Origin of the sequence: Glycomyces tenuis DSM 44171 (assembly GCF_000427885.1) — a bacterium.
Classification (GTDB): Bacteria; Actinomycetota; Actinomycetes; order Mycobacteriales; family Micromonosporaceae; genus Glycomyces; species Glycomyces tenuis.
Genome location: NZ_ATYW01000003.1, coordinates 158,677 through 174,311 on the forward strand (window position 1 = coordinate 158,677; position 15,635 = coordinate 174,311).

Here is a 15,635-nt window from a genome sequence, read left to right on the forward strand (position 1 = left end):
TCACTGGGAGTATGCGCACGCTTCTGATCACGCTCCTGGCGGTGTCCGCCGCCGCGGCGCTCGCCGGATGCAGTCCGGAAGACGTGGGTGACGTCGGCGTCGGCGTGAACGCCCAAGGCGATCCGGTTCTGGTGATGGCCTCGTGCGAAGGGCCCGCCGACAGGATCGAGATCAGCTCCGCGAGCGCCGCCGAGCCCGGGCCGGAGGGCCGGAACTGGGCCACCGAGCGGGAACTGGAGAACCCCGAACCGAGCTACGCCGATCCGGCGGCCGTCTCCCTGGCCGAACCGGATCCCCGCTGGGAGGACGACGGCGGTCGGCCGGTGGGCTTCGAGGACGACCGGATCTACCGGGTGCGGGCCTTGCCCGAAGGGGCCGGCACGCTCGGCTCGGTCTCCTTCGAGATGGCCGACCTCGCTGGTCTGGAGCCCGGCGAGGTCTTGTCGGATCGCGGCATCGCCTCGGTCTCCGAGTTCATCGACCGGGCGCACGAGGCATGCGGCTGAGCGGCCGGATGCGTGCCCGCCCCGGCTCGCCTATAGTTGGCATAGGTCAACACGGTGATCACCACTCGAACCAGCCGAGGAGGCGACGATGGTCATGACCCTCCAGAAACCGGACAATGAGGCATGCTCCTATGATGAACGGAGCGAAGACTTCGGTTACATGGTGGAGACTGCCAGTGAACTGGATCTTCCGGATGGATTCAGTGCCGAGGTGTTCGGGGGGAATATCGTCGTGTCGCCGTGGTCGCGGGGCTCCTATTTCAGGCCGATGAACTCGTTGCTGAACCAACTCGAACCGCATGCACCTGAGAGTCATGTGACCAGTGGGGCTCCGTTCAAGTTCGTCTTCCCGAACCATGCGGCGGCGGTGGGCCCCGACGTGTGGGTGGCCGACGAGGACATGATCGAGATCGATTCGTCGAAACTCCCGGGGGAAGCGCTGTCGCTCGTGGCCGAATTGACCTCGCCTTCGACGCGAGGACGTGATCTGACCACGAAGGCCGACCTCTACGGACACGCCGGCGTGCCCGTCTACCTCCTGTTCGATATGAAGGAGCAGCGGTGCACCGTCTACTCCGAACCGTCGTCTCGATACGGTTATCAGAGCCTGGTTGCAGTGGAGTTCGGCAAACCGGTGCAGGTGCCCGAACCGTTCGGTTTCGAGCTCGACACCTCGGCGTTCAAACGGCAGCGTTAGTCGGCGTCGCGGCCGTTCCTCCAGTAGCCCATGAAGGCGCCGCAGTCCTTCGGCAGGCCCAGGTCCTGTCGGATGGTGCGCCGCAGAGTCTTCACCACGCCCGCTTCGGCCGCGATCCACACGTACGACTCGCACACCCCGGCCTCCCCCGGCGCGTCCCACAGCGTCTCGGTGTCGACGTCGACGTCCTCGAGCTCCTCCAGCGTCGCCCGGATCTTCAGACCCGCGGCGGCCTCGGTGACGGCCGGGACGAGCTGTGAGCCCCATTCGGCGCCGTCGCGCGGCAGCCAGTGCACCTCGACCTCCGGCGGCGCGTCCAGCTCCAGGGCGTCGGCGGTCCCGGGCACCTCGATGAAGACCTTGCCGTGCGCGGTGATCGGCAGGCGCTCCAGGATCGCGGCGATGGCCGGCGCGGCCGTCTCGTCGCCGCCGATGAGCACTTCGGCGTTCTCCGGCGCGTGGAAGTCAAGGCCGCCGTGCGGGCCGTCGTAGCGCGCGTCCGGCCCGAGCAGCACGAGCTCACTGCCGACCTCGGCGGCCAGGGCCCACCGCACGGCGGGGGACTCGTGGCCCGCCTCCGGTTCGTGGACGACCATGTCCACGTCGACCTCGCCGGTCTCGGGGCGCACCGCGCGGACGGTGTAGGTCCGCACCCGGCACTGCTCCTCGTCGGGCAGCGCCCGCATCTCGGAGTACCACCGGTCGCCGTCGGGGAACTTCTCGAAGCCGCACGCCGGAGCCGGGAAGATGAGCTTGAACCGCTGGTCGTAGCCGTTGTCGGCGAAATACCGCAGCTCGTCCGAGGCGAAGGTGACGCGCAGGAACGACGGGCTGAGCCGCCGCAGCGCCTTGACGGCGCCGCGGAAGGCCCGCCACGGCCGGACGGTGTCGAGGGTGAGATCCACGGTCTGCGTCGTCACGCGCTGCTCCTCCTAGAAGAATAAGGTTTGCCTTACCTTATATGAGTCGACTGGCATGTCGCCACTCCCGTCGGGCCTCGACGTGGCATCATCGAGCGATGCGCGCTCGACGCGAAGACCAGGGCCCGTGGCGACTCGTCCACCTCGTGCGCCGCCGCGTGCCGGGCCGCCGCCTGTGGCCGTGGGGCCTCGCCGTGGTGGCCGTCGTGTCGCTCGCGTTCGGAACCGTCTGGGCCACACCGCTGTTCGCCGTCAAGGAGGTCCGCGTCTCCGGGACCAGCGTCCTGGACCCGGCCGAAGTGGCCTCGGCCGCAGACGATTACCTCGATCAGTCGATCCTCCGAGCCGACCTCGACGCGATCGCCGCCGAAGTCGCCTCGTCGCCCCCAGTGAAATCGGTCGATGTATCGCGCTCGTGGCCCACTGCGATCCTCATCGAGGTGACCGAGCGCGAGCCATATCTCGCCGTGCCCTCGGGCGAAGAGACTTTTCTCATGATCGATTCCGAAGGCGTCGTCTTCGACGAAGTCGCCGAAATCCCCGAGTCCATTTGGAACGTCGAACTCGACGCCCCGGGGCCCGGCGACCTGGCGACCACCGAGACCATCGCGGTCCTCCGCTCACTGCCATCGGCCCTGGCCGACGCGGTGGAACGGGTCGAGACGCCGTCACCCGCGGCGGTGACGCTGTACCTCGAAGGTGGACGGACGCTCAAGTGGGGCGACGGCTCGGCGAACGAAGAGAAAGCCCGCGTCGCGCTTCGATTGCTGGAGAGCGGGTACGAACATGTCGATGTCAGCGCACCAGATGCACCCTCTGTGAGTTAGCGTTAGGGGAGAACGGGCGTGTTCGCACCTCCCGTTTGTCGCATCATGGGGCCGGTCAGGGAAGGAAGGCAGCAGCGATGACACCACCGCACAACTACCTCGCCGTCATCAAAGTCGTTGGAGTCGGAGGCGGCGGCGTCAATGCTGTCAATCGGATGATCGAGGCGGGACTCAAAGGCGTCGAGTTCATCGCCATCAACACCGACGCGCAGGCATTGCTGATGAGCGACGCCGACGTCAAGCTCGACGTCGGCCGCGAGCTCACTCGCGGCCTCGGCGCCGGGGCCAACCCGGAGGTCGGCGCGAAGGCCTGCGAGGATCACCGCGACGAGATCGAAGAGGTCCTCAAGGGCGCCGACATGGTGTTCGTCACCTGCGGCGAAGGCGGCGGCACCGGCACCGGCGGCGCGCCCGTCATCGCCAACATCGCCCGCAAGCTCGGCGCGCTGACCATCGGCGTCGTCACCCGTCCGTTCGCCTTCGAAGGCAAGCGGCGCCAGACGCAGGCGGTCTCCGGAATAGAGGATCTCCGCAACGAGTGCGACACGCTCATCGTCATCCCCAACGACCGGCTGCTCCACCTCGGCGACCGCACCATCTCCATGATGGACGCCTTCCGTCTCGCCGACCAGGTGCTGCTCTCCGGTGTCCAGGGGATCACCGACCTGATCACGACGCCCGGACTGATCAACCTCGACTTCGCGGACGTCAAGAGCGTCATGAGCGGCGCCGGCTCGGCCCTGATGGGCATAGGCTCGGCCCGCGGTGAGAACCGCGCCGTCGAGGCCGCCCGCGCCGCGATCGAGTCGCCGCTGCTGGAGCAGAGCATGGAGGGGGCCCGCGGGGTGCTCCTGTCCATCGCCGGCGGCTCCGACCTCGGCCTGTTCGAGATCAACGACGCCGCCGAGCTCGTCTCCGACTGCGCCCACACCGACGCCAACATCATCTTCGGCGCGGTGATCGACGACGCTCTCGGCGAAGAGGCCCGCGTGACGGTCATCGCCGCCGGCTTCGACACCAACGAGTCCGAGTTCGAGCTGGCCCAGCCCAGCCGGATCTCCAGCGGCGTCCCCGAGCCCGAGCACCGGCCCGAGCCGGCCGCCGAGCCCGAGCCGCAGCGGGAGAGCTCGGTCCCCGAACCGCGCAAGGTCCTGTTCGACGACGTGGACGTCCCGGACTTCCTCAAGCATGGTTCCTGAGGGGAGCCGACGAGCGCAGCTGCGGGACAATCTGACCCGCACCCGCGAGGCCGTGGCCGCGGCCTGCCGCGAGGCGGGACGTGAACCGGACTCGGTGCGGCTCATCGTGGTCACCAAGAACTTCCCGGCCGCCGACGCCGCGACGCTCGTCGAACTGAGCCAGTCCGATCTGGGGGAGAACCGCGACCAGGAGGCCGCCCCGAAGGCCGCCGAACTCGCCGAGCGGGGCCTGGACGCCACGTGGCACTTCGTGGGCCGGTTGCAGCGCAACAAGGCCCGCTCGGTCGCCAGGTACGCCGGCTGGGTCCACTCGGTCGACCGGCCCCGGCTCGTCGAGGCCCTCGACAGGGCCGCCGAGCGCCCGATCGACGTGCTGCTCCAGGTCAGTCTCGACGACGACACCTCGCGCGGCGGCGCCTCGATCGGCGACCTCCCGCTCCTGGCGGAGGCGGCCGCCGGGGCGGCATCGCTGCGGCTGCGCGGCGTCATGGCCGTCGCTCCGCTCGGGTGGGAGCCGGTCAAAGCCTTTGAACTGCTTGCGAAATGCTCCGAGACGGTGCGGGCCGTGGAGCCCGCGGCCGCCGAGATATCGGCGGGCATGAGCGGCGACTTCGCCGCGGCCGTCGCCTGTGGGGCCACAATGGTCAGACTGGGGAGAAACGTCCTCGGCGAACGTGAGCCGATGGCGTAAGGTATGTGGCAATTGATGTCGATCCGGCGCCGTCCGCGCGGCGCCGCGGGATCTTTTGCCGCCTCCGGCGGCTGGCTGGATCAAAAACACATCCGTGTAAGGAGTCGGCGCTAGGATGAGACCGCGTACCTGACTCAACAGGGGCGGCCCGAGGAGGGAGCACGATCGATGGGCGCGATGCGGAAGGCAGGCGTGTGGCTCGGCCTCATCGAAGACGAGGAGGACCGCGGCTACAACGCGTACGACGACAATGACGAGTTCGCTGACGAACCCGCGGCGCAGAGCCGCCACACCCAGCGCACCACCGGGCGGCTCGGCCGCGCCGGCGACGACCGCGGCACCGTCCGGCAGCTCAACCGCAGCTCCGGCTCGGTCACTCCGCTGACCCGCGACAACCTCGCGCTGGCCGATCCCGCGCCGGTGCGACCCGTCCCGGCCGAGGAGGAGTCCCCCACGAACTACCGGATCACCACCCTGCACCCCACGACGTACAACGAGGCGCGCACCATCGGCGAGCGCTACCGGGACGGCACTCCGGTCATCATGAACCTCTCGGAGATGGAGGAGGCGGACGCCAAGCGGCTCGTCGACTTCGCCGCCGGGCTGATCTTCGGCACCAGGGGCTCCTTCGAGCGGGTCACGAACCGCGTGTTCCTGCTCTCGCCCCCCCATGTGCAGGTGACGGCCGAGGACAAGGCGAAGATCGCCGAGGGCGGATTTTTCAACCAGTCGTGATTGAGGGATACTGGCGACCGTGAACCTCGCACTGCAGCTGATCTATCTGGCGCTCTTCGCCTTCTACCTGTTCCTCCTGGCGCGGCTGGTGGGCAGCGTGGTGGTCCAGTTCTCCCGCAGATGGCAACCCGGCCCCAAGGCGGCCGCCTTGCTGGAAACCGTGTTCAGCGTCACCGACCCTCCCCTGAAAGGGTTGAGGAAGGTCATACCGCCCCTGCGGCTTGGTACTGTATCGATTGATCTGGCGTTCCTGGCGCTGCTCTTGATCGTGTGGATCCTGATGGACTTCGTCGTCGGGGAAGCGATCGCGTAGCGGCGACGGGGGTGTGGTGCGAGACCCGGTTATGGTGTCGAGTGGCCCCGGCCGCCAGGCGAATAGCTGAGAAGGAGTTTCGAATGCCGCTGACCCCAGCAGACGTTCACAACGTCACGTTCAAGAAACCCATGCTCGGAAAGCGCGGATACGACGAGGACGAGGTCGACGGTTTCCTCGACGAGGTGGAGCGTGAACTCGCCCGCCTCAGCGACGAGAACGGCGAACTTCGCGCTCAGATCGAAAGCCTCCGCGCCGGCGCTCCCCCCGGGGCCGCCGACCACGCCGAGATGGCCGCCGCGCTCGACCGAGTGCAGCGGGAGAAGCACGCCGCAGAGCAGCAGATGCAGGAGCTCGAGGCCGAGCTGCACGCGACCCACCAGCAGATGGTGGCCGCCCAGCAGCAGACCCAGCAGCTCGAGCAGCAGCTCCAGCAGGCCGCGCAGCGCGCGCCGCAGCAGAACGCCCCCGAAGGCATGGGCCAGGGCGGCGAGCAGGAGGCGCTGCGGCTGCTCATGGTCGCGCAGCGCACCGCCGACGAGCACCTGGAGGACTCCCGCCGGGAGGCCGACACCCTGGTGAGCGAGGCGCAGCGCGAGGCCCAGTCGATGATGACCGAGGCGCAGCACGAGTCCAAGACGATGGTCACCGAGGCGCAGCGCGAGGCCGAGACGATGGTCACCGAGGCCCGCACGCAGGCCGAAGACCTGGTGGGACAGGCCCGCGACAAGGCCGAGCGGCTCGAGATCGAGGCCGAGCAGGAGCGCCAGAAGGTCATGGGCGCCCTGGAGAACAAGCGCGCCTCGCTGCTCAAGCACATCGACGAGCTCAAGACCTTCGAGCGCGAGTACCGCACCCGCCTCAAGCTCTACCTCGAGAGCCAGCTGCGCGACCTCAACGGTCAGCAGGGCCCCGAGGAGGCCGAAGAGGTGGTGGCGCAGCAGCAGCCGGTCGAGCACGAGCGGACCGGCAAGGGCACTCCCGCCAGAGCCGGCGGCTTCGCCGGCCTCCCCGGCGCGCGCGGATAGTCCTCCCGCTCTTCTCCTCCGCATAGCCCGCCCCCAGGCCATAACCTGAACGGGCATCGTCTCGTTAGACATGAGTGAGCAGGTGAGGGCGCCAGACGGTGTTCGGCTCGCGAGCCGCGCCGAGGCGCCCTCACCGCTACGCATGCGTTCACCAACTGCGGCCCGGCCGCACGGGACTGCGCGGGGGCGGAGAGCTCCCGTGCCTGGGAGGGGACTCGTCGTGATCGTCGGCAGCCTGCTGATCCTCGTCACCGCGGCGGTCTTGTTGACCATCGGCCTGATCACCGGCAACGACCACCTGCTGACCTCGTCGATCGCGACGAGCCTCGCGGCCGGTGTCGCCCTGTACGTCGGCGCCCGCCGCGGCGCGCCGCGGCGGCCCTCCGCCGCCCGCCGTCCGGCCGTCGACGACACCCAGGAGCTCACCCGGATCGGCCTGGACGACACCCCGACCACCGAGATCCCCATCGTCGCCGGGCGTGTCTTCGAACCCACCGACTACGCCGTCGACCGCGAACCCGAGATCAGGTTCGAGACTCCGCCGCGGCGCCGCGGCGGCGGCCGCGCGGCCCACGCCGCCGAAGAGCCGCCGGGCGCGGGTGACGAACCCGCTCAGCAACCCATGAGCAGCGTCGACGCCGCCGCTCTCATGCGGCTGGACGCCGAGGTCGCCGTCGTCGACGGCCGCCCCCGCTTCCACCACGCGAGCTGCGTCCACCTGGTCGGCCGCGACCACGAGCCGCTCGCCGTCGCCGAGGCCCTCGAACTGGGATTCTCCCCGTGCGCCCTCTGCGAACCGGCCTCCCGCCTGCTCATGGCCCCGATGGCCGGTCGCTGACCTGCACGCACAGTCCGGACACAAGTTCCCGAAGTAATTGACCTAGTTGCGGGTCTTGCGTATCCTGTGTGCTTAATTGCGCGGCGTGCGTCCACTCGAAGGGCCCACCGCGCATTGTCCTCGTCTTGACGAGGTGTCAGAGGTACGCGAATTGGGGAGCCACGATGCCGAACGCCACCGCTGCGAGCACGGCGGGAGAGGACCTGCGTACGGACATGCGGGCTGCCCTGCGCCGACCGGAACCGAATCCGACACACCCCTCCAGAGGCCCGTCATGAGTGCAGCCAGGAAGACCCAGCAGAAGGCCGCGAAGAAGGCGACCGAGAAAGCGGTGAAGAAGACCGCCGCGAAGCGGACGGCCGCCGAGCAGAGCGCCTCCGAGAGCGCCGCGAAGCAGGCCGCGGTCAAGAAGACCGCCAAAAAGGCTGCCAAGAAGACGGCGAAGAAGACCGCCGAGCACCTCCCCGCGAAGAAAGCCGCGAAGAAGACCGTGAAGCAGACGACCCCGGCCACCGCCGCCGAAGCCGCCGACCATCCGGTCCGCACCGACTCCGAGCAGGCCGAACTGCGCGCCGCCCTCAAAGAGCGCCTCGACGAACTCGTCGAGGAGCAGCAGCGCTTCGTCGACTCCATCGCCGTCGCGCAGCGCGAACGCCTCTCCGACACCGCCGGAGACGACCAGATCGACTCCGGCTCCAAGACCGTCGAGCACGAGCACGAAGTGACGGTCGCGAACGCCATCTCCGAGCGCATCCGGCAGGTCAGCCACGCGCTCGACCGCGTCGACGCCGGCGACTACGGCATCTGTGAGCGGTGCGGTAAACCCATCCCCGCGGCTCGTCTCGCCGCCTTCCCGTCGGCTACCCTCTGCGTCAGTTGCAAACAGCTGGAGGAGCGACGCTGAGCGAGGACACGCAGCCCGACACCGACATGGCCGGTAACCCGGAGCGAGACGACGAGACCCCGAAGCGCAGACCGGGCCTGATGCTGGCCTGCTACCTGATCGCGGCCGCCGCCATCGGCCTCGACCAGCTCACGAAGGTCCTCGTCCTCGACAACATCGACCAAGGCGAGCCGGTCCGCATCCTCGGCGGCCTGGTGTACCTGAGCCTGACGTTCAACTCGGGCGCGGCGTTCAGCATGTTCACCGACTACACGTGGGTCCTGGCGATCGTCGCCACCTGCGTCGTGGTCTTCCTGATCTTCCTGGCCCGCAGGATCGTCTACCCCGCGTGGTCGATCGCGCTGGGCCTGGTCCTCGGCGGCGCCGCCGGGAACCTCGTGGACCGGTACCTCCGCGCCCCCTCGAACCCCGGCGATCCGCTCGACGGCGACTTCGCCCAAGGCCACGTCGTCGACTTCATCAGCGTGTTCAAACCGCACGGCGAGGTCTTCGCGATCTTCAACCTCGCCGACTCCGCCCTGGTGTGCGGTGTGATCCTGATCGTGCTGCTCGAGCTGACCGGGCGCGGCTTCTCGCCGCAGTCCCGCAGCCCCAGACCGGAGCCCGAGCCGGAGCCGGGAAAGTGAACGCCGGTTCCATGACCCCGATGCGCCAGACGCGGTCACTGCCGATCCCCGAAGGCTTCGAAGGCCAGCGCGTCGACCAGGTCGTCTCGCGGCTGCTGGGACTCTCGCGCACCGTCGCGGCCGAGCTCGTCACCTCCGGCGACGTCCTCGTCGACGGCCGCGCCTGCGCGAGCAAGTCCGAGCGCGTCAGCGCCGGCGCCTGGCTCGAAGTGCTCCTGCCGCCCCCGCCCGAGGACGTCCGCGCCGCTCCCGCCGAACCGGTCGAAGGGCTCGGCGTGATCCACTCCGACGACGACATCGTCGTGGTCGACAAGCCCGTCGGCGTCGCCGCCCACCCCAGCCCCGGCTGGACCGGCCCGACCGTCACCGGCGGCCTCGCCGCCGCCGGGTACCGCGTCTCCAGCCACGGCCCCGAAGAGCGCCAGGGCATCGTGCACCGCCTCGACGTCGGCACCTCCGGCCTGATGGTCGTCGCCAAGAGCGAACACGCCTACTCCGAACTCAAGCGGGCCTTCAAGGAGCGCCTCGTCGACAAGCGCTACCGCGCCATCGCCCAAGGGCACCCCGACCCGCTCTCGGGCACCGTCGACGCGCCGATCGGACGCCACCCCCGCCACGACTACAAGTGGGCCGTCGTCGCCGGAGGCAAGCCCAGCGTCACCCACTACGACACGATCGAGGTCTTCCCCGGGGCCTCCCTGATGGACGTCGGCCTGGAGACCGGCCGCACCCACCAGATCCGCGTCCACTTCTCCGCGCTCGGGCATCCGCTCGTCGGCGACGCCACCTACGGCGCCGACCCCACCATGACCGAGAAACTCGGCCTGACCAGGCAATGGCTGCACGCCTACCGGCTCGAGTTCGCCCACCCCGGCACCGGCCGGCCGGTTACCTTCGAGAGTGAATACCCCGAGGACCTCGAATCCGCCCTGGCACGGTTGAGGGCCGAGCAATGAGGAGCCACTAGACTGCACTCGTACGACCGCCCGGCGCAACGACGCACCGGGCGGCGGCGGGCGTCCAGGGCTCTGAACCGGACCCGGGCGGCCCCGGCCGACGTCCGCCGAACCGGTCGACGCACCGGCGAAGGAGTAACGCACGTCTCCCCGAGCCGGTCCGCGCGCCCGCGATTCACGACGGAGCCCCGAGGAATCGTTGTGTTCTAATAGTCGCGGGTGGTAGTTGGCAGGCCGGGAAGGCGCGGCTGTTCAGCATGGCCGAGAGGAGGTTGCGCGTGGGCTCACCCGAAGCTTGGAGTGAACGCCCCGACGCAGGGTCGCGGTGGCGGAACCTGCTCGGGCGAGGGCGCGGCCGGGGCGGAGCACAGCAGACGCCCACGCCGCCGCCGCGCGAGACCTACGCCTCCCCGCCCGTGGCGCCCTCGGCGCCGCCGCCGCAGCGGAACTCCGTGCCGTCGGCCGGACGCCGCCCCGTGCCCCAGCAGCTCCCTCCGCAGACACCCCCGCAGACACCGCGGGGACTCCCGCCGGCCTCGGTCAGGCACCAGCCGCCCCCGCCGCCCGCCGCCGGACCGAACCCGGCGACGATGCAGCGGCTGCGCCGCGACCTCGGCCGCAGCCAGGTCATCGCGTTCATCAACCCCAAGGGCGGGGTCCACAAGACCACCGCCACGGTCCTCTCGGCGGCGGCCATGGGCACCGCCCGCGACGGCGGCGTCATCGCCTGGGACGACAACGAACTGCGCGGCACGCTCGGCCTGCGCGCCGGATCGGCCCGGCACGGGCGCACCATCCGCCACCTCGTCGAGCACCTGAACGACGTGGAAGCGGCCGGCGTGCACCTGCCCGAGCACCTCGACGAGTTCCTCCGCCACTCCGCCGACGGCTCCTTCGACGTCCTCGCCGGCGACGAGGACCCCAAGCTCCAGCGCCAGCTCGACCCGACCACGGTCCTGCGGGTGCTCGACATCCTCACCCGCACCCACCAGATCGTCTGCATCGACACCGGCAACAACGTCGAGTCAGCGAACTGGCGCACCGTCGTCTCCTCGGTCGACCGCCTCGTCGTCACCACCGTCCCCCGCGAGGACGCCGCGTTCTCCGCCGACTGGATGCTCGACCTGCTCGAGGACAACGGCTACGGACACCTCGTCCAGAACGCCGTGACGCTCCTGTCGATGCCCACGCCGAACGCCGGTCCGCTCCTGGAGGACCTGCGCAAGCACTTCGCCTCCCGCACCCGCGCCGTCGCCGTCGTGCCCTACGACCCCGCCCTGGAGCCGGGCGCCAAGATCGAGTTCTCCGCGCTGCGGCCCGCCACGCGCACCGCCTGGTTCGAGGCCGCCGCCACCATCGTCGACGGGCTCTGAGCCTCCACCTCGCCTCGGCACGGCGAGCCGCCCGGACACTGTGGCAGGATCGTCGGCGTGACAGACGACGCCGAACGCACCGCCGAACTCCGGCCCGCCGAGGCCCTCCCCGACGACGCGCCCGAGACCGACCCCGGCCTGCCCGGGGCCGCCGTCGCCGAGCCCTCCCCGCAGGACCGCCCGGCCGACCGCACCCTCGGCCGCGACCTGCTCGCCGCCGGAGCCCTCGCCGTGCTCCTCACCGCGCTCGGATTCCCCTTCGCGATGCTGTGGCAGGTCATCACCCCCAGAGTCGAATACGTCACCGTCGAGGGCGGCTGGTACTCCGTCGAGACCTACCCCGACGGCTACGTCCAGGCCGACCTGTACTTCTCCGGCATGGGCCTGCTCCTCGGCGTCATCGCGGCCATCGTCGCCTGGTACGCCATGCGCGGGCGGCGCGGGCCGACCGTCCTCCTCGGCCTCGTCGTCGGCTCCATCGGCTGCCAGGTCCTGGCCTGGCGGATCGGCGCCGCCGAATGGGACGCCTTCTGGACCGCCGTCGCGGCCGCCCCGCCCGGCATGCACATGTGGCGCCCGCCGTCGGTCCTGTTCGTCGCGCTCGACCCCGCCGCGGCCTGGGACGCGCTCAAGGTCGGGCACGTCACAACCGCGCTCGAGTCGTTCCAGCTGGGTGCCCTCGGCGTGATGGCCCTCGCCGCGGTCTTCACTTACACCGTCTGCGCAGGTTGGTCACGTCGGCCCAGTCTTCGGTCGGACGTTCCCGAATAGCGGTATGCCTTTCGCGCCCCGAAGACCGCCAACTACCCTTGTAGCGTGCTCAGACGCATCGACCTTTCAGGAGAAGTAGCCGATCAGCCGGCCCGCGCCCTGCGCGGCCTGCTGCCGCGCCCCGCCTTCGACGTGAACGCGGCCCTGCGGCAGATCCAGCCGCTCCTCGACGACATCGCCGACCGCGGCAAGCCCGCCGTCGTCGAGACCGTCGAGCGCTTCGACGGCGTGCATCTGGAGCACCTGCGCGTCCCCGAGTCGGCGATCAAGGCCGCCGCAGGCGGCCTCGACGCCGAGCTGCGCCGCGCCTACCTGGCCTCCATCGACCGCGTCCGCACCGCCCACCGGGCCCAGCGCCTCCCCGAGGTCGCCACCGAGGTCGCCCCGGGCGGCGTCGTCACCGAACGCTACGTGCCGGTCGGCCGGGTCGGCCTGTACGCGCCCGGCGGGCTCGCCGTGCTCGCCTCCAGCGTCATCATGAACGCCGTCCCCGCCCAGATCGCGGGCGTCGAGTCCATCGCGCTGGCCTCACCGGCCCAGAAGACCAACGGCGGCCTGCCCGACCAGGGCATCCTCGCCGTCGCCGGACTCCTCGGCCTCGACGAGGCCTACGCCGTCGGCGGCCCGGCGGCCATCGGCATGTTCGCCTACGGCGCCGGCGAGTGCGAACCGGTCGACATGATCACCGGCCCCGGCAACATCTACGTCACCGCCGCCAAGCGGGCCGTCAAAGGCCTGGTCGGCATCGACGCCGAGGCCGGCACCACCGAGATCGCCGTCATCGCCGACGACGGCGCCGACCCGGTCCACGTCGCGGTCGACCTCATCAGCCAGGCCGAGCACGACCCAGCCGCCGCCTCGGTCCTCATCACGACCTCGGCCGCCCTGGCGGACGCCGTCGACGCCGAGCTCGCCGCCCGCGTCCCCGCCACGCGCCACTCCGGGCGCATCGCCACCGCGCTCGCGGGGGAGCAGTCCGGGACGATCCTCGTCGCCGACGTCGACGAGGCGGTCGCCGTCGCCGACGCCTACGCCGCCGAGCACCTCGAGATCCAGTGCGCCGACGCCCGCGCCGTGGCGGGACGCGTCCGCAACGCCGGGGCGATCTTCGTCGGCGCCTACTCGCCGGTCTCGCTCGGCGACTACTGCGCCGGATCGAACCACGTGCTGCCGACCGGCGGGTGCGCGCGCCACTCGGCCGGGCTGAGCGTCCACACCTTCCTGCGCGGCGTCCACATCGTCGACTACTCGCGCGAGGCCCTGGAGGCCGTCGCGGCCGACGTGGTGGCCTTCGCGAACTCCGAGGACCTCCCCGGCCACGGCGAGGCCGTCCGCGCGAGGTTCGAGTCATGAGCGAGCTCGAACGTCTGCTGCGCCCCGAGCTGCGCGGCAAGACGCCCTACGGCGCGCCGCAGCTCGAAGTGCCGGTGCAGCTGAACACCAACGAGAACGCCTACGCGATTCCCGAGGACGTCGCAGCCATCGTCGAGCGGTACCTGTCGCGGGAGGTCCGGGGCCTCAACCGCTACCCCGACCGCGACGCCCTCGCGCTGCGGACCGACCTCGCCGCCTACCTCGGGCACGGCCTGACCGCCGACCACGTGTGGGCCGCCAACGGCTCCAACGAGATCCTCCAGCAGCTGCTCCAGGCCTTCGGCGGGCCGGGCCGCACGGTGCTCGGCTTCATGCCGTCGTACTCGATGCACCCGCTGCTGGCGCGCGGCACCGGCACCGCATTCGTCGACGCCGGACGCGAGGACGACTACACGCTCAGCGCCGGCCATGTGCGGGCCGCGATCGCCGAGCACGACCCCGACCTGGTCTTCCTCGTCAGCCCGAACAACCCGACCGGGACCGCGCTCGGAGCCGACGTCATCGAGGCCGCCTACGGGGCCGCCCGCGGCATCGTCGTCATCGACGAGGCCTACGCCGAGTTCGCCCGCGACCCCGAGTCGACCGCCCTGAACCGCCTGGCAGGCAGGAAGCGCCTCGTCGTCACCCGCACGTTGAGCAAGGCCTTCGCGTTCGCCGGGGCCCGCGTCGGCTACCTCGCGGCCGATCCCGAACTGGTCGAGAAGCTGCTGCTGGTGCGCCTGCCGTACCACCTGTCGAGCCTGACCCAGGCCGCCGCCCGCGGCGCCCTCGCCTGCGCCGCGCGGCTCCAGGCCGAGGTCGACGAGCTCAAGCACCAGCGGGACCGCATCGTCAAGAACCTGCGCGCCAAGGGCCTGCCGGTGGCCGACTCGGACGCCAACTTCGTGCTCGTCGGCGGCCTGGCCGACGCCGCCGCGGTCTGGCGGGCCGTCCTCGAGCAGGGCGTCCTCATCCGCGACGTCGGTCTGCCCGGGCGCCTGCGCGTCACCGCCGGCACCGAGGAGGAGACCACCGCCTTCCTCGCCGCCTTCGAGACCGTCATGGATCGGCACCCGGACCTCTTCGGAACCGGTTCATGACCCGCAAGCCTCGCCAAGAAGGAGAACAAGTGAGCCGCACTGCTCGCATCACCCGCACCACAGGTGAGACCAGCGTCGACGTGTACGTCGACCTGGACGGCACCGAGAAGACCGTGGAGATCGCCACCGGCGTCGGCTTCTACGACCACATGCTCCACCAGCTCGGCAAGCACGGCGGCTTCGACCTCAAGATCGACGTCAAGGGCGACCTGCACATCGACTCCCACCACACCATGGAGGACACCGCCATCGCCCTCGGCCAGGCCTTCGCCGAGGCCCTGGGCGACAAGGCCGGCGTGGTCCGCTTCGCCGACGCGTCCGTGCCGCTCGACGAGGTGCTCGCCCGCGCCGTCGTCGACCTGTCCGGGCGGCCCTACATGGTGCACGAGGAGCCGGTCGACATCGCCCCGATGATCAGCACCGACTACCCGACCTCGATGACCCGCCACATCCTCGAGTCCTTCGCCTACCACGCGAGGATCTGCCTGCACGTCACCGTGCTGCGCGCCTCGAACCCCGGCCAGAAGCCCGACGCGCACCACGTCATCGAGGCCCAGTTCAAGGCCCTCGCCCGCGCGCTCAAGGCCGCGACGCGCATCGACGGGGACGACATCCCCTCCACCAAGGGCGTGCTGTGAACGAGTACGTCGGACCCATCCTGCTCATGGCGCTCGCCGGGATCCTCCTCGGCGGCGCCAAGAGCCTGCACGGCAACGAGAAGCGCGCCGCCGCGATCGTCTGCGCGATCATCGCCGCCATGGCGTTCGCCGGCGGCGTCTACCTCATCTACGGCTAGGA

General features: G+C 70.3%; 19 protein-coding genes. 18 read left to right on the top strand and 1 reads right to left on the bottom strand.

The features are described 5' to 3' along the window. The first annotated feature begins 11 nt into the window (after positions 1 to 11). Both YWW_RS35750 and YWW_RS0105645 read left to right on the top strand, forming a co-directional pair. Positions 12 to 506: a hypothetical protein gene (locus YWW_RS35750; protein WP_026929353.1), complete on the top strand. Its 495-nt coding sequence runs from the start codon at positions 12 to 14 to the stop codon at positions 504 to 506. A gap of 88 nt (positions 507 to 594) precedes the next feature. After that, positions 595 to 1,203: a Uma2 family endonuclease gene (locus tag YWW_RS0105645; RefSeq protein WP_035699384.1), complete on the top strand. Its 609-nt coding sequence runs from the start codon at positions 595 to 597 to the stop codon at positions 1,201 to 1,203. On the opposite strand, the gene YWW_RS0105650 is transcribed toward YWW_RS0105645, so the two are convergent. Next, a complete protein-coding gene (locus YWW_RS0105650) occupies positions 1,200 to 2,123 on the bottom strand; it encodes a siderophore-interacting protein (RefSeq protein ID WP_035704092.1) in 924 nt (307 codons plus the stop codon). The two genes, YWW_RS0105645 and YWW_RS0105650, sit on opposite strands and share 4 nt — an antisense overlap. Before the next feature lie 98 nt (positions 2,124 to 2,221). Here YWW_RS0105650 and YWW_RS28515 point away from each other — a divergent pair, with 98 nt between their 5' ends. From YWW_RS28515 to YWW_RS35755, 16 genes are all read left to right on the top strand, one after another. Continuing rightward, on the top strand, positions 2,222 to 2,950 hold the full coding sequence (locus YWW_RS28515) for a cell division protein FtsQ/DivIB (protein WP_051325420.1): 729 nt from the start codon (positions 2,222 to 2,224) through the stop codon (positions 2,948 to 2,950). Between the two features lie 77 nt (positions 2,951 to 3,027). Next, positions 3,028 to 4,149: a cell division protein FtsZ gene (ftsZ, locus tag YWW_RS0105660; RefSeq protein WP_026929356.1), complete on the top strand. Its 1,122-nt coding sequence runs from the start codon at positions 3,028 to 3,030 to the stop codon at positions 4,147 to 4,149. Continuing rightward, positions 4,139 to 4,840: a YggS family pyridoxal phosphate-dependent enzyme gene (locus YWW_RS0105665; protein WP_051325421.1), complete on the top strand. Its 702-nt coding sequence runs from the start codon at positions 4,139 to 4,141 to the stop codon at positions 4,838 to 4,840. Before ftsZ ends, YWW_RS0105665 begins: the two co-directional genes overlap by 11 nt. 168 nt (positions 4,841 to 5,008) lie before the next feature. Beyond that, positions 5,009 to 5,575 carry a cell division protein SepF gene (locus tag YWW_RS37700; protein ID WP_026929358.1) on the top strand — a complete coding sequence of 189 codons (567 nt, stop codon included), beginning with the start codon at positions 5,009 to 5,011 and terminating at the stop codon, positions 5,573 to 5,575. Between the two features lie 19 nt (positions 5,576 to 5,594). Then, a complete protein-coding gene (locus tag YWW_RS0105675; protein WP_035699389.1) occupies positions 5,595 to 5,888 on the top strand; it encodes a YggT family protein in 294 nt (97 codons plus the stop codon). 83 nt (positions 5,889 to 5,971) lie between these two features. Beyond that, positions 5,972 to 6,916, top strand: a complete 945-nt coding sequence (locus YWW_RS37705; RefSeq protein ID WP_026929360.1) for a DivIVA domain-containing protein — start codon at positions 5,972 to 5,974, stop codon at positions 6,914 to 6,916. 220 nt (positions 6,917 to 7,136) lie between these two features. Next, the gene (locus YWW_RS0105685; protein WP_026929361.1) at positions 7,137 to 7,754 is read left to right on the top strand and encodes a hypothetical protein; all 618 of its coding nucleotides are present in this window, start codon (positions 7,137 to 7,139) and stop codon (positions 7,752 to 7,754) included. A gap of 490 nt (positions 7,755 to 8,244) precedes the next feature. Beyond that, positions 8,245 to 8,658, top strand: coding sequence for a TraR/DksA C4-type zinc finger protein (locus tag YWW_RS0105690; RefSeq protein ID WP_026929362.1), 414 nt, complete (start codon positions 8,245 to 8,247; stop codon positions 8,656 to 8,658). Beyond that, complete coding sequence (gene lspA, locus YWW_RS28520) at positions 8,631 to 9,284, top strand: signal peptidase II (protein ID WP_211228440.1); 654 nt, start codon at positions 8,631 to 8,633, stop codon at positions 9,282 to 9,284. Before YWW_RS0105690 ends, lspA begins: the two co-directional genes overlap by 28 nt. Before the next feature lie 11 nt (positions 9,285 to 9,295). Next, the gene (locus YWW_RS0105700) at positions 9,296 to 10,240 is read left to right on the top strand and encodes an RluA family pseudouridine synthase (RefSeq protein ID WP_026929363.1); all 945 of its coding nucleotides are present in this window, start codon (positions 9,296 to 9,298) and stop codon (positions 10,238 to 10,240) included. A gap of 278 nt (positions 10,241 to 10,518) precedes the next feature. After that, the gene (locus YWW_RS28525; RefSeq protein ID WP_081687216.1) at positions 10,519 to 11,613 is read left to right on the top strand and encodes a MinD/ParA family ATP-binding protein; all 1,095 of its coding nucleotides are present in this window, start codon (positions 10,519 to 10,521) and stop codon (positions 11,611 to 11,613) included. 57 nt (positions 11,614 to 11,670) lie between these two features. Next, entirely contained in the window at positions 11,671 to 12,384 is a 714-nt protein-coding gene (locus YWW_RS0105710) for a hypothetical protein (RefSeq protein WP_026929364.1), read from the top strand. Between the two features lie 45 nt (positions 12,385 to 12,429). Continuing rightward, positions 12,430 to 13,737, top strand: a complete 1,308-nt coding sequence (hisD, locus tag YWW_RS0105715; protein WP_026929365.1) for a histidinol dehydrogenase — start codon at positions 12,430 to 12,432, stop codon at positions 13,735 to 13,737. Then, on the top strand, positions 13,734 to 14,837 hold the full coding sequence (locus YWW_RS28530) for a histidinol-phosphate transaminase (protein ID WP_035699390.1): 1,104 nt from the start codon (positions 13,734 to 13,736) through the stop codon (positions 14,835 to 14,837). The genes hisD and YWW_RS28530 overlap by 4 nt, the downstream gene beginning before the upstream one ends. 29 nt (positions 14,838 to 14,866) lie before the next feature. Beyond that, positions 14,867 to 15,475: an imidazoleglycerol-phosphate dehydratase HisB gene (gene hisB / locus YWW_RS0105725; RefSeq protein WP_026929366.1), complete on the top strand. Its 609-nt coding sequence runs from the start codon at positions 14,867 to 14,869 to the stop codon at positions 15,473 to 15,475. Further along, positions 15,472 to 15,633: a hypothetical protein gene (locus tag YWW_RS35755; RefSeq protein WP_155829955.1), complete on the top strand. Its 162-nt coding sequence runs from the start codon at positions 15,472 to 15,474 to the stop codon at positions 15,631 to 15,633. Before hisB ends, YWW_RS35755 begins: the two co-directional genes overlap by 4 nt. Positions 15,634 to 15,635: the final 2 nt, after the last annotated feature.